The sequence below is a fragment of the Bacillus sp. AM 13(2015) genome, from assembly GCF_001518755.1.
Classification (GTDB): domain Bacteria; phylum Bacillota; class Bacilli; order Bacillales; family Bacillaceae; genus Bacillus; species Bacillus safensis.
Genome location: NZ_LKCP01000013.1, coordinates 1 through 13,358 on the forward strand (window position 1 = coordinate 1; position 13,358 = coordinate 13,358).

At 41.8% G+C, this 13,358-nt stretch carries 10 protein-coding genes; 5 read left to right on the forward strand and 5 right to left on the reverse strand.

The annotated features are described in order from the left end of the window. Positions 1–331 (reverse strand): YegS/Rv2252/BmrU family lipid kinase (locus AOQ70_RS01780; RefSeq protein ID WP_156417727.1); only part of this gene is annotated, 331 nt, incomplete at its 3' end. Between the two features lie 181 nt (positions 332–512). Here AOQ70_RS01780 and AOQ70_RS01785 point away from each other — a divergent pair. Then, positions 513–1,466 (forward strand): nucleoside hydrolase, encoded by a 954-nt coding sequence (locus tag AOQ70_RS01785; RefSeq protein WP_059374644.1) that lies wholly within the window; start codon positions 513–515, stop codon positions 1,464–1,466. 31 nt (positions 1,467–1,497) lie between these two features. Here the strand turns inward: AOQ70_RS01785 and AOQ70_RS01790 are convergent, their stop codons facing one another. Further along, positions 1,498–4,707, reverse strand: coding sequence for an efflux RND transporter permease subunit (locus tag AOQ70_RS01790; protein ID WP_059374646.1), 3,210 nt, complete (start codon positions 4,705–4,707; stop codon positions 1,498–1,500). A gap of 131 nt (positions 4,708–4,838) precedes the next feature. On the opposite strand from AOQ70_RS01790, the gene AOQ70_RS01795 reads away from it, so the two are divergent. Then, positions 4,839–5,684, forward strand: a complete 846-nt coding sequence (locus AOQ70_RS01795) for a TetR/AcrR family transcriptional regulator (protein WP_048239987.1) — start codon at positions 4,839–4,841, stop codon at positions 5,682–5,684. A 180-nt stretch (positions 5,685–5,864) separates the two neighbouring features. Here the strand turns inward: AOQ70_RS01795 and gatB are convergent, their stop codons facing one another. From gatB to gatC, 3 genes are read right to left on the reverse strand one after another with little or no spacing between them, the layout of a single operon-like run. Further along, positions 5,865–7,295, reverse strand: coding sequence for an Asp-tRNA(Asn)/Glu-tRNA(Gln) amidotransferase subunit GatB (gene gatB / locus AOQ70_RS01800; protein WP_059374649.1), 1,431 nt, complete (start codon positions 7,293–7,295; stop codon positions 5,865–5,867). A gap of 13 nt (positions 7,296–7,308) precedes the next feature. Beyond that, complete coding sequence (gatA, locus tag AOQ70_RS01805) at positions 7,309–8,766, reverse strand: Asp-tRNA(Asn)/Glu-tRNA(Gln) amidotransferase subunit GatA (protein WP_059374650.1); 1,458 nt, start codon at positions 8,764–8,766, stop codon at positions 7,309–7,311. A gap of 14 nt (positions 8,767–8,780) precedes the next feature. Beyond that, positions 8,781–9,071 (reverse strand): Asp-tRNA(Asn)/Glu-tRNA(Gln) amidotransferase subunit GatC, encoded by a 291-nt coding sequence (gene gatC / locus AOQ70_RS01810; protein ID WP_024424549.1) that lies wholly within the window; start codon positions 9,069–9,071, stop codon positions 8,781–8,783. 423 nt (positions 9,072–9,494) lie between these two features. Here gatC and putP point away from each other — a divergent pair, with 423 nt between their 5' ends. From putP to AOQ70_RS01825, 3 genes are all read left to right on the forward strand, one after another. After that, entirely contained in the window at positions 9,495–10,976 is a 1,482-nt protein-coding gene (putP, locus tag AOQ70_RS01815; protein WP_025092651.1) for a sodium/proline symporter PutP, read from the forward strand. A 167-nt stretch (positions 10,977–11,143) separates the two neighbouring features. After that, positions 11,144–11,836, forward strand: coding sequence for an MgtC/SapB family protein (locus tag AOQ70_RS01820; RefSeq protein WP_024424547.1), 693 nt, complete (start codon positions 11,144–11,146; stop codon positions 11,834–11,836). Between the two features lie 112 nt (positions 11,837–11,948). Beyond that, positions 11,949–13,355, forward strand: coding sequence for an alkaline phosphatase (locus AOQ70_RS01825; RefSeq protein ID WP_059374652.1), 1,407 nt, complete (start codon positions 11,949–11,951; stop codon positions 13,353–13,355). The last annotated feature ends 3 nt before the right edge of the window (positions 13,356–13,358 follow it).

The following is a 13,358-nucleotide window of genomic DNA, read 5'->3' on the forward strand; positions in this document are numbered from 1 at the left end:
CTTTCAAAACACCTTCTCGTGGAATTCCAAGTGCTCTTGCGAAATCATTTGTCGTTCCAACTGGAATAATTCCTAGTTTTGGTCTTTTTTCAAGCGGTGCTAGTCCGTTGACGACTTCATTGATCGTGCCGTCTCCACCTGCTGCTACAATTAAATCAAAATCTCTCTGTGCGGCCTTTTCTGCTGCTTGTGTGGCATCTCCTGCACATGTCGTCGCATGACAAGAAGTTTCATAGCCAGCTTGTTCAAATTTTTGCAAAACCTGCGGTAAATTCTTCTTGAAGAGTTCACGCCCAGATGTCGGATTGTATATAATTCGAGCACGTTTCATTCATCATCATCCTATATTCATTATGCAATCTATTTTCACCACTAACAACCTTTAATTATACTATGAGATTTGAAAATGGCAACAAAACAACCACCTAATATGTAAAATCTCCAAGCACATTTCCCTCAGTAAGAAAGCATTCTGATAAGATAAAAGAAAACGCTGTAAAGGATGATATGCGATGAAAAAGCCTGTCTATTTTAATCATGACGGCGGTGTTGATGACCTCGTCTCTTTATTTCTTCTCCTTCAAATGGAACATTTGAAAGTCATCGGAATGTCTGTGATTCCTGCTGATTGTTATTTAGAGCCTGCTCTCAGTGCATCTCAAAAAATCATTGATCGATTCAGCCCTTATGAAATTGAAGTCGCTGCTTCAACTTCTAGAGGCGTCAATCCATTTCCGAAGGAGTGGCGTATGCATGCTTTCTATGTAGATGCTCTGCCAATTTTAAATGAAAAAGGTACTGTTGATACAAAAGTGTCCAAGCTGCCAGCACACCTTCATCTGATTGAAACAGTTAAGAAGACAAAAGAACCTGTCACCCTGCTCTTTACTGGTCCGCTCACAGATCTTGCACGCGCTTTAGAAGAAGATCCTTCAATCTCTAACAAAATTGAGAAATTGGTGTGGATGGGCGGCACGTTCCTTGAAAAAGGCAATGTTGAAGAACCCGAGCATGACGGGACAGCAGAATGGAATGCATTTTGGGATCCTTATGCTGTGAGCACTGTCTTTCAGGAACCGTTTCCTATTGAAATGGTCGCACTTGAAAGTACAAATCAAGTCCCGCTTACACTTGATGTACGTCAGCGCTGGGCTTCTCTTCGTTCTCATATTGGAATAGATTTTATCGGACAGTGCTACGCCTTTTGTCCGCCGCTCATTCATCATGAAACCAATTCGACGTATTACTTATGGGACGTGCTGACAACAATTACTCTTGCTTCTACATCATTTACCCGTTCAAAAGAAGTGAATGCGATCGTTTATACCGAGACACCAAAGCAAGGACGGACAGAAGAACATCCAGATGGAAAATCAATTCAAGTGATTGACCATGTCGATCGTGATGCCTTTTTCCACGCATTTGAAGAACTTATGAGAAAAGCTGTTTGCCAGATTTCAAAATAAAAAAAGCCCCGCCAATGAGCGGGGCTTCCTCTTACTCTTCTTCTGCGTATTTATTCTTACGTTTAAACTTGCTTAACATTTCATACACGATTGGAACGATGACCAATGTGAGAAGTGTAGAACTTGTTAAACCGCCAATTACGGTAACACCAAGTCCTTTTGATACGATCTGGCTTCCGCCTTCAAATCCTAATGCGAGTGGCAGCAGTGCACCAATTGTCGCAAGTGCCGTCATTAAGATTGGACGTAATCTTGTTGCACCTGCTTCAAGTAACGCTTCTCTTGTTGAGAGACCTTCTTGTTCTTTATGAATCACGCGGTCAATCAAGACAATGGCATTTGTTACAACGATACCGATCAGCATGAGCAATCCAATCATGGCATTTAAGCTGATGGTTTCTTTTGCTATAAACAATCCAGCGAGAGCGCCAATAACCGTAAATGGAAGTGAGAAGAGAATTGCAAATGGTGCAAGACCTCCGCCAAATGTGATGACGAGAACGAGATACACAATGGCAATCGCTGCAAGCATTGCAAGGCCAAGCTGTGTAAAGGATTCTTGGATATCCGCACTTACGCCGCCTGTGTCAATCGTTACGCCAGATTTCAGATCAAGCTTGTCAACTTTCTTCTGAACATCTTGTGTCACACTTGAGACGTCGTCTGTTGTCATGTCACCAGACACTTCTGCGTAGATTTTTCCATCACGTTTTGTCACCGTATTTGCTGTCGTCCCATCTTTTACTTTGACGACATCACCAATTCGGACTTCTTGCCCTGTTGGTGTGGTGATCTTTTTATTTTCTAAATCTTTTTTGCTCTTATATTCATCTTTTTCCGTTTGAAGCTTCACATCAAGTTCTTTGCCGTCCTCTGTGACTTTCGTCAGTGTTGTTTCACTATTTTGAGGTGCAATCGCTTGAGCGATTTGTGAAGCAGTTAGACCTAGTTTCGCCAGTTTTTCTTGATCTGCATTAAACGTATATTCGTCGTATTTCTCAGATAAGCTTGTGCTGACATTTTTCAGGTTTTTCTCATCTTTTAAGATGTTCTCAACATCTTTTACTGTGCCTTCAATATCACTTGCTTTGTCCCCGTACACATAGTACGTCACAGTATTGCTGGCGCCAGCAGATGAGAAGTCTTGTGATTTCCATTCCCCTTTGGACGCTTTGTCTTGCAGGGCTTTGACTACACGGTCTTTTTCTTTATCAAAATTCGGTGTGTCCTCGTCATATTGTACGAAGAATAATGCACCGTTAGAGTTACCGCCAACACTTGCTGTCATGGCATTTGAAGAGCCAAGAGAATACTGAACTGTATTGACATGGTCACGTTTCATCAAATATTCTTCAGCTTTTTTCGTTTCATCAATTGCTTGCTCTCTCGTTTGTCCAGGTTCAGGTGTATATGTCACCATCGCCGTTTTCTCTGCTTCCTGTGGTAAGAAGCTGACACCGACAAGTGGTGCTAAGAATAAGCTTCCGACAAGCATAAGAATAGCAATTCCTGATGTGATCCATTTATGGTTGAGTGTCCAATTCAGTACACGTCTATAACCGCCAGCAAGCTTGCTTGGTTTATGTTCTTTTACCTTTTTCGCTGTGCCGTACAGGTTCTTTTTAAATAGAGTGTGTGCCATCATTGGAACAATTGTAATAGCGACAAGCAGTGAAGCAAGTAACGCAAACACAATCGTTAAGGCAAATGGGATGAATAGTTCACCAATCATTCCACCTACTAATGCTAACGGTAAGAATACCGCAATTGTCACAATCGTTGAAGACATGATTGGGATAAACATTTCTTTTGTGGCTTCTCTGACGAGTGCCTTGCCTTTTAACGGTTCATCCTTTAACGCCATTCGTCGATAGATATTTTCTATGACCACTATCGAGTCATCGACAACACGCCCGATGGCGACGGTCATGGCACCAAGTGTCATGATATTTAACGTGATATCCAGCTGATTTAATAGTAAAACAGCAATCAACAGAGATAACGGAATGGAGATGACCGAGATTAATGTTGATTTGATATCTCGCAGGAACAAGAGAATGATAATGATCGCAAAGATTGCTCCGATGATCGCCTTGTTCAGCATTGTGCTGACAGACTCTTTAATCGGCTCTGCTTGATCATATGTGGTGCTTACTTTGATTCCTTTGTTGTCTTTTTTGAATTTCTCAAGCTCTTTTGTCACTTCTTCTGCAACACTCACTGTGTTGGCATCAGAGCCTTTGACAATTTGCAGACCGATACTGTCTTTCCCATTCGTTCTAGAGATCGATTCTGCCTCTTTGACGACTTTAATATCTGCAATCTCAGACAGCTTGATCGTTGGTAGCTCTACAGATTGACTGCTTGCTGCACCTGTTTGCTGCTGTGCTGCTGCTTGCTGCTGACTTGCACTTCCCGCCTGCTGCTCGGCACCTTGTGCTCCTGCGCTGCTAGATGGTGCTCCCGCTCCAGCGCTTCCCGCACCGCCGCCTGCACTTGGTGTAACAGGAATTCGCATGTTTTTCAAATCTTTGACGCTTAAAATATTGCCGTCCACGACAACTGATTTTTGTTTGTTGCCAAATGTGTATAGACCTAATGGTACATTCACATCAGAGCCTTTGATCATGTTTTGGACAGTTTCTTCATCTAAACCGTATTCTTTTAGTTTCTTTTCTTTAAACGAAAATTCTACTTCTTTGATTTGCTGTCCTGAAGCTTCAACAGAAGAGACGCCGTCTAACCCTTGAAGTGAAGGAACGAGGTCATTTTCTACTTTTCGTGTAAGGTCTTGTAATGATTCTTTATCACCTGAGACACTAAGGGCTAGGATTGGAATCGCATTAATACTAAAGCGTGCGATTTTAGGTTTTTCTGCATTTTCAGGGAAATCGATATTGCTAATCGCATCTTCAATTTCCTTTTTTGCTTCATCCATGTCTTTGCTGTAATCGTACTCGATTTGAATGGATGATGCATTTTCAAAAGAATTAGAAGTGACCACGTTGACCCCATTGAGGTTTTGAATCGACTTTTCAATTGGATCTGTCACCTTATCTGATACTTCGTCCGGCGTTGCGCCAGGGTACGTTGTAGAAACCGTAATGACTGGAGTGTTGATATTCGGGATTGATTCTTGTTTCATATTCAATCCGGCATATAGACCAGCAACTGTTACGATAATCGTCATGAGCCATACAGCGAACTTATTCTTTAATACAAAATTGATGATCGAATTCATTATATCCTCCATTTTCCTTTATGTATTGACTGACTGGTCATTCTATATCATAATAAACGGTGATATACAATGCCGTCAACCATTTCACTTGCGTTTGACGTAACATTCTAAAGCTGAAGGGGCCTTATTTCATGAACGAAAAAAAAGAAAAAATCATTAAAGCAAGCATCCAATTGTTTGCGAAAAAGGGTTTTTCTTCTACGACCATTCAGGAAATTGCAGATGAATGCGGAATATCAAAAGGCGCATTTTATTTACATTTCAAATCAAAAGAACAGCTTTTCAACCGAGCGTTTGAATATTATATCGACACTTCGATGCAAACAATCGAAACGATTCGAAAAGAGAATCAGCATCTCGCGCCGAGAGAGATCTTTCAGAAACAAATTGCTGAACAGTTTCAGCATTTTGCTGAGAACAAAGATTTTATCATTCTGATCCTCAGCGAGAACATTATTCCGGAAAACCAACAAATTAAAAAGTATTCAAAAACCGTGAAAAAGCAAATGAATGATGAAATTCAAATTTCCATCTTGACCACTTATGGACAGAAAATCGAACCATATATAACTGACCTGTCAGTCATGATTCAAGGAATTATCCAATCGTATGTGCAGGTTCTGCTTTTACAGGATCAAATGCAATTATCATTTGATGAGCTCTCATCCTTTATACTCGAACGGTTTGATGATCTGGTTCAAGGATTGCTTCGCTCTCAGACGAAGCCGATTTTGAAGCAAACCATTTGGGACGATGAAGCGCCTAGTGCTGCTTCCCTTCAAGAGGAGCTTCGTTTGTTAAAGCTGGAGCATCTGCTTTCTGATGATACCGTTGTATCCATTGAAGTGATTGAAGAAGAGCTGGCAAAAGCTGAACCTCGTAAGCCAGTCATCCAAGGAATGCTGACGAATTTAGAAAAGTGTGAGGATCCTGCTGTTCTAAGAGCAGTGGAACAATTGAGGCTGTTTCTTCAGTAACATAACGTGCTGTTTTTTGATTTAGCTCACCTTTCCCCCTTCGAATGTGCACTTTCGCTTATGCTTCATTATAAGAAAAGTATCTCTAAATTGATATACGGCTGTGGTCCGAATCTATAGTAAGACCCTGTCATTTCAATCAAAAAAAACCGCCTTTTTCACCAGGCGGTTTTTTGCGTTTTAGCGTTTTTTGATTTCTTCAAGGAGAATCTTGTTCACCATCGGTGGGTTAGCTTGGCCCTTCGATGCTTTCATGATTTGTCCGACTAAGAAACCAATCGCGCGGTCTTTACCATTTTTAAAGTCTTCAATGGATTGCGGGTTGTTATCAAGTGCTTCTGTGACAAGTTTGAGCAGTGCACCTTCGTCAGAAATTTGGACAAGTCCTTTTTCTTTGACGATTGTTTCTGCATCTCCTCCATTTTCGATGAGCTCTTTGAATACCTTTTTCGCAATCTTAGAGGAAATCGTTCCTTTTTCAATAAGCTTGATCATACCAGCCAGCCCTTGCGGCGTTAGCTTTGTATCTTCCAGCTCTTTTTGAGCAGAGTTTAAGTATGCTGATACTTCACCCATGAGCCAGTTCGATGCTTGCTTCGCTTCTGCACCTTCTGAAATGGTCGCTTCAAAGAAATCAGACATTTCTTTCGTCAGCGTGAGTACCATTGCATCGTATGCAGGAAGGCCAAGCTCATCGATGTAGCGTTTGCGGCGCTCGTCTGGAAGCTCTGGGATGGATGCTCTTACGCGTTCTTTCCACTCGTCATCAATGTACAGCTCCACCAAATCCGGTTCTGGGAAGTAGCGGTAATCATCAGAGCCTTCTTTAACGCGCATAAGAATTGTCTTTTTAGACGCTTCGTCATAACGGCGTGTTTCCTGCTCGATCAAGCCGCCAGAAAGCAATACTTGCTCTTGACGCTTCTCTTCGAATTCAAGGCCTTTTTGTACGAAAGCAAATGAGTTCAAGTTTTTGAGCTCTGTCTTTGTACCAAACTCTTCACGGCCGATTGGGCGAAGAGAAATGTTGGCATCACAGCGAAGTGAGCCTTCTTCCATCTTACAGTCAGAAACGCCTGTATATTGAATAATGGATTTTAATTTTTCTAAGTAAGCATACGCTTCTTCTGGCGTGCGAATGTCTGGCTCAGATACGATTTCAACAAGTGGTGTTCCTTGACGGTTGAAATCGACGAGTGAGTAACCGTCGCCTGTGTGCGTTAGTTTCCCTGCATCCTCTTCCAAATGGAGACGCGTAATACCGATTCGTTTTGTTTTGCCTTCTACTTCAATTTCAATCCAGCCGTTTTCACCGATCGGTTTATCAAATTGAGAAATTTGATACGCCTTTGGGTTATCAGGATAGAAGTAGTTTTTACGGTCAAATTTAGTATCCGTTGCGATTTCACAGTTCAGCGCCATAGCCGCTTTCATCGCAAAGTTCACCGCTTCTTTGTTCAGTACAGGCAGTACGCCAGGATATCCAAGGTCGATGACACTTGTTTGCGTGTTGGCAGCTGCACCAAAAGGTGTCGGCGAGCTTGAGAAAATTTTCGATTGTGTTTTTAGCTCTACGTGGACTTCAAGTCCAATTACCGTTTCAAAGTTCATTCTGATTCACCCCTTACAGTTCAGGTTTTGCTTTATGATGATCTGTTGCTTGCTCAAAAGCGTGAGCCACGCGGTACACTGTTCCTTCGTCAAAGTGCTTGCCGATGATTTGCAGTCCTAACGGAAGGCCATTTGCAAATCCACAAGGCACACTGATTCCTGGAACGCCTGCAAGGTTAACAGGGATCGTTAAAATATCGTTTGCGTACATAGTCAATGGATCGCTTGTCTTTTCACCAATGTTAAATGCAGGAGTTGGCGTTGTCGGTCCTACAATGACATCATACTTTTCGAAAACATCTTCAAAGTCTTTTTTGATCAATGTACGGACTTTTTGCGCTTTTTTATAGTACGCATCGTAATATCCTGAGCTTAGCGCGAATGTACCAAGCATGATGCGGCGCTTCACTTCGTCTCCGAAGCCTTCAGAACGAGTATTTTTGTATAAATCAATCAGGTTGTCTGCATTATCTGTACGGTAGCCATAGCGGATACCGTCAAACCGTGCAAGGTTTGCAGATGCTTCTGAAGAAGACAGTAAGTAGTAAGTCGCAAGCGCATATTTAGAATGCGGTAGAGACACTTCTTCCCACGTCGCACCAAGTCCTTCTAATACTTTTAACGCTTGAAGAACAGACTCTTTTGCTTCCTCGCCAACGCCTTCGCCAAGATATTCTTTCGGCACAGCGATTTTCAGACCTTTGATGTCGCCAGTTAATGAAGAAAGAAAATCTGGTACATCGACATTTGCACTTGTTGCGTCCATTTGATCGACACCAGAAATCGCTTGAAGAACATAAGCGTTGTCCTCTACATTGCGTGTAATCGGACCAATTTGGTCTAATGATGAAGCAAATGCAATTAATCCGTATCTGGATACACGTCCATATGTCGGTTTAAGACCTACAACTCCGCAGAAAGATGCCGGCTGACGAATAGAACCGCCTGTATCTGATCCAAGTGAGAACGGTACTTCACCTGCTGCAACAGAAGCTGCTGATCCACCACTTGATCCGCCTGGAACGGTGTTTAAATTCCACGGGTTTTTCGTCGCTTTGAAGCCTGAGTTCTCCGTAGAAGATCCCATTGCGAATTCGTCCATATTTAATTTACCGATTGTGACTGCTTCTGCGTCTCTTAAGCGGTTCACAACGGTTGCATCATAAATTGGATCAAAGTTTTGCAGGATTTTACTTGAAGCTGTTGTACGCAAATCCTTTGTAACAATGTTATCTTTCACACCGATCGGCATACCGAACAATAGGCCAAGCTCGTCCTTTTCACCAACTGCCTCGTCCAATTCCTTTGCATACGCACGAGCTTTTTCTTCGTCCAGTGCAAGGAATGCTTGTACTTTCCCGTCTACTTCATTGATTCGTTTATAAGACTCGTCCACTAAATCAGAAACAGACAGTTCCTTTTTATGTAAAAGCTCTTTTAATTCAGAAATTTTGTGATCAAACAGTGACATGTCTCGGGCCTCCTTTAGTCCAAAATTGATGGCACACGAATATAGCCGTCTTTATGATCAGGCGCGTTTTTGACGACTGCCTCAATGGAAAGACCTTTATTCGGAACATCTTCTCTCATGACGTTTTTCATTTTTAATACGTGTGTAGTAGGTTCAACGTTTTCCGTATCTACCTCGTTTAACTGCTCTGCAAATGAAATGATGCTATCAAGCTGTTCTGTAAACATCTCAGCTTCTTCTTCTGTAATCGCAAGCCTTGCTAAATGCGCAACGTGCTTGACTTCTTCTATTGAAATTCTTGACATGCAGGTTCACCTCCAAAAATGATGCGTGATCGTGGTCATGATCATAAGTCATATACACTTTATCATATCAAATTTTACTGTTCTAAAGCAACTTTACGCAGGTGCGGTAAAAGGTCCGTTCTCTTGAAACGTCTTTATGATCAAATCGATAAAAGAAATATTCATCAGGTGACTTTTTATTTTTCAGAAAATTTTTACTTTTGATTATTTTTGTAATCGCTTACATATCGATTCTTATCATCGATCGGTACATTTTTTCTTCAAAATGAAGAGGTTTAGGCAGGTTGATCACTTGGGAATACTCTGTTAGGTTAAGTAACCATAGCAGTGAGCGGGACAGTCAAACAAAAAAGCTGCCATCGCACTTCTGTATATTTTGATTGAGGTGATGTCAAATTAATACGAAAAAGGTGAGAACACAAAATGAGTATTGAAGTTACAATTTCCTTATCTATTTATTTTATCGGGATGCTTGCCATTGGCTGGTATGCATTCAGGAAAACACATGATTTAAATGATTATATGCTTGGTGGACGCGGGCTTGGTCCATTCGTTACGGCCCTTTCAGCAGGTGCTGCGGATATGAGCGGATGGATGCTGATGGGTGTGCCAGGTGAAATGTATAAAACAGGTTTATCGACAGCCTGGCTTGCGATTGGTTTAATCGTTGGTGCTTACTTGAACTACCTCATTCTTGCACCTCGTTTACGTTCTTATACAGAAATTGCGGATGATGCAATTACGATTCCTGATTTCTTTGATAAACGATTCAAAGGATCATCTGCTTTATTAAAAGCTGTTTCAGCCGTCATCATTTTAATTTTCTTTACGCTGTATACATCGTCTGGGATGGTATCAGGCGGACGTTTATTTGAGTCAGCATTCGGTGCTCACTACATGTTTGGACTGATTTTAACATCAAGTATTGTCATTTTGTATACATTGTTCGGCGGATTTTTGGCAGTGAGCTTAACGGACTTTGTCCAAGGAGCTATCATGTTTTTAGCATTAGTGCTCGTGCCGATCGTTGCCTTTACACAATTAGGCGGACCTGTTGCTACATTCCAAGATATTCAACAGATTGATCCTAAATTGCTAGATATTTTTAGAGGAACGAGCGTCATTGGCATTATTTCCTTCCTCGCTTGGGGACTAGGTTACTTTGGACAGCCGCATATTATCGTGCGCTTTATGGCCATTACGTCTGTAAAAGATTTAAAACCAGCACGCCGAATCGGAATGAGCTGGATGATTATTTCAGTGATTGGATCACTGTCTGTCGGTTTAGTGGGTGTTGCCTATGTTCATGAAACGGGCATGAACCTTGCTGACCCTGAAACCATCTTTATCGTCTTTTCTAAAGTATTGTTCCATCCATATATCACTGGATTTTTACTTTCTGCGATTTTAGCTGCGATTATGAGTTCAATTTCGTCTCAGCTGCTTGTCACAGCAAGTGCAATGACAGAGGATTTATACAGAACGTTCTTTAGAAAAACAGCTTCAGACAAAGAGCTTGTCATGATTGGCCGGATGTCTGTACTCGTTGTCGCTGTGATTGCCTTATGCCTTTCACTTAACCCAAGTGACACCATTCTTGATCTTGTCGGTTATGCATGGGCAGGATTTGGTTCTTCATTCGGTCCAGTCATCTTGCTTTGCCTATACTGGAAACGAATGAATCATCATGGTGCCCTAGTTGGGATGATCGTTGGTGCAGTTGTGGTTCTGACATGGATTACGACAGGTCTCAACCATGCCACAGGTATTTATGAAATGATTCCAGGCTTTACGCTAAGTGGATTAGCTGCCATTATTGTCAGCTTATTGACAAGTAAGCCGTCAAAAGCATCAAAACAGCTATTTAACAAAATGGAAGATCATCTTGAGGAAGAAACAAAATAAAGAATTGAAGAGTCATCTGCCCTATGCGGATGACTCTCTTTTTAAATAAAATAAAAAGCTTTTCTTTCTTCAGAAACTGAATAAAATAAGAGTTGTGCAGCCATATGGGCTGTGAGAAGATCATATACATGTTGTGAAACGTACATGAAGTGAAAGGAGCGATACGCATGTTTTGGACAATTGAATGGGATACAGTCTTAAAATTAGCCGTGGCCACTTTAATCGGGCTGATTATCGGGCTTGAACGAGAGCTGAAGAAAAAGCCCCTCGGCTTAAAAACGTGTATTGTCATTGCTGTCAGCTCCTGCGTCTTAACCATCATCAGCATTGATGCAGCCTACAATTTCCCTCGAGTCTCTAAGCTTCAAATGGACCCACTCAGGTTACCGGCGCAAATTATATCTGGTGTTGGTTTTATTGGAGCAGGTGTGATTCTTCGAAAAAGCAATGATGTCATCTCAGGTCTCACGACTTCTGCGATGATCTGGGGAGCAGCAGGACTTGGGGTTGCAACCGGTGCAGGATTTTATAAAGAAGCCTTCCTCAGCCTTTTCTTTATTCTGATTAGTGTCGAATTCCTGCCATGGCTCTTCCAGCGGATCGGACCGATTCGCCTGCAGGAAAAAGAAATTCGCATCAGAATGTCTCTTTCTGACAGAAACCGCATGACCGATATTTTAAAAGAAATGAAAGCCCTCAATATCCGCATTCATTCTGTACGAATTGATGATTTAAAAGAAAAAGACTATCCAATCATGGAAGTACGCGTACGTGTGCATAAAGACCGCTATACAACCGATGTTTACTTTGATATTAAAGATCTAGAAGGCGTCGTTGGCGTGAAGTGTGATACGGTATAAAAGGTGATGAGACAAAAGTCTCGTCACCTTTTTTATGGGATAAGGGGTTGAACCATTTTGAATATTCAAATAAAATACAAATTATGAAATAAATGATAAAAGGAGATTTTTCATGGGCTCTATGGATCGTAAAACACGTATATTTCTTTTTAGCGGAATTCTAGCAGTACTCTTATTAGCTGTCCTTTTCACCGCACATTATGTCATTCCCGTATCAACGAATGCAGCAGACAAGAAACAAACGAAAACACCAAAAAATATTATTTTTATCGTTGGTGATGGAATGGGGATGCCCATGATCAAAGCCTACCGCACATTCAAGCAGGAAAAGCATGCTTCTTTAAAAGGAAAAACCGTCTGGGACCCTTATTTAGTCGGGATGCAGACCACACATCCAGATGATCCTCGAGATAATATTACTGACTCAGCTGCCGCAGCAACAGCCATGGCGACTGGAAAAAAGACATACAATGATGCCATCGCCGTCAATCATGAAAAACAACCTCTTAGAAGTGTCGTTGAAGCAGCGAAGGAAGCAAAAATGAGAACAGCTTTTGTTGTCTCATCTGACATCACCGATGCAACACCCGCCGCTTTTGGCACACATAACGTCTCCCGAAAAAATAAAGAACAAATTGCAGACCACTTTTTTGATGAGAAAATAGGCGGAGAACACAAAGTTGATATCCTTCTAGGTGGCGGAATGCAATATTTTGATCGAAAAGACCGTAATCTTGTTCAAGAATTTAAAAAGAGCGGGTATTCCATTCTGCGATCAAAAGATGATTTAACCTCTCAATCATCTTCGAAAATGCTCGGCTTATTCCAGGAGGACGAGCTGGATCGAGCCATCGACCGTCCGAAGCATGTGCCTAAGTTAAAAGACATGACGCAGGCAGCACTCACCCAATTGAATCAAGACAACCAGCATGGTTTTTTCATGCTACTTGAAGGCAGCACCATTGATTCTGCTGGACATGAAAATGATGTGGTGGGTGCAATGAGTGAGATGGAGGATTTTGAGAGAGCAGTTCAAACAGCCCTTCAGTTCGCGCAAAAAGATCAAGAAACACTTGTCGTTATCACGGCAGATCATGCGACTGGCGGTTTTTCGTTTGGCACAGATGGGATGACAAGTGAGACTGGCTACAAATGGGACCCAGTGCCCATCTTAGCTGCTAAGAAAACACCTGTTTACATGGCTAAGAAAATTGCAGGCGGCCAATCTGTACGTGGTGTCCTTCAGACCTATATTGATCTCTCTCTCTCAGAAGGCGAAATCTCACAGGTAGAAAAAGCAGCACAGTCAGGAAATGCCAGTACGATCCAACTCAGCATCCAACATATTTTCGATCAGCGTTCTTTCTCAGGCTGGACAACCTTTGCCCATACAGGTGAGGATGTCCCTGTCTATGCATATGGACCTGGTAAAGCAGCCTTTAAGGGCTGGATCGATAATACAAAGCAAGGAAAGAACCTGTTTCAAATCATTGAATCACCATCCATCTATCGTCCATAAAAG

What these genes read in the sequence shown, in the direction of transcription:
- AOQ70_RS01785 (WP_059374644.1), top strand. Translation starts at nt 513, where the DNA reads ATGAAAAAGCCTGTCTATTTTAATCATGACGGCGGTGTTGATGACCTC.
- AOQ70_RS01790 (WP_059374646.1), bottom strand. Translation starts at nt 4,707, where the DNA reads ATGAATTCGATCATCAATTTTGTATTAAAGAATAAGTTCGCTGTATGG.
- AOQ70_RS01795 (WP_048239987.1), top strand. Translation starts at nt 4,839, where the DNA reads ATGAACGAAAAAAAAGAAAAAATCATTAAAGCAAGCATCCAATTGTTT.
- gatB (WP_059374649.1), bottom strand. Translation starts at nt 7,295, where the DNA reads ATGAACTTTGAAACGGTAATTGGACTTGAAGTCCACGTAGAGCTAAAA.
- gatA (WP_059374650.1), bottom strand. Translation starts at nt 8,766, where the DNA reads ATGTCACTGTTTGATCACAAAATTTCTGAATTAAAAGAGCTTTTACAT.
- gatC (WP_024424549.1), bottom strand. Translation starts at nt 9,071, where the DNA reads ATGTCAAGAATTTCAATAGAAGAAGTCAAGCACGTTGCGCATTTAGCA.
- putP (WP_025092651.1), top strand. Translation starts at nt 9,495, where the DNA reads ATGAGTATTGAAGTTACAATTTCCTTATCTATTTATTTTATCGGGATG.
- AOQ70_RS01820 (WP_024424547.1), top strand. Translation starts at nt 11,144, where the DNA reads ATGTTTTGGACAATTGAATGGGATACAGTCTTAAAATTAGCCGTGGCC.
- AOQ70_RS01825 (WP_059374652.1), top strand. Translation starts at nt 11,949, where the DNA reads ATGGGCTCTATGGATCGTAAAACACGTATATTTCTTTTTAGCGGAATT.